The sequence below is a fragment of the Staphylococcus gallinarum genome, from assembly GCF_000875895.1.
Taxonomy (GTDB): Bacteria; Bacillota; Bacilli; order Staphylococcales; family Staphylococcaceae; genus Staphylococcus; species Staphylococcus gallinarum.
The window spans coordinates 1-241 of the sequence record NZ_JXCF01000108.1; the positions used below are offsets into that span (position 1 = coordinate 1).

At 30.3% G+C, this 241-nt stretch carries 1 protein-coding gene; it reads left to right on the forward strand.

The window, feature by feature from the left end; translation table 11 throughout:
- Nucleotides 1-241 (forward strand): protein rep (locus tag SH09_RS13650; protein WP_042739962.1); only part of this gene is annotated, 241 nt, incomplete at both ends.

Consider the following 241-nt stretch of genomic DNA (forward strand, 5'->3'; position numbering starts at 1 on the left):
TTTTAAGAATAAAGCTAATTATATAACTCAAGAAGAATGGGTTAGTTTATGGCAAAAAGCATTACAAGTGAATTATCGGCCAGTAGCAAATATTAAAGCGATCAAACCTAACCAAAAAGGGGATAAAGATATTCAAGCAGCAATCAAAGAAACCTCAAAATATTCGGTTAAGTCATCTGATTTTTTAACTGATGATGATGAAAGAAATCAAGAAATCGTGAATGATTTGGAAAAAGGTTTA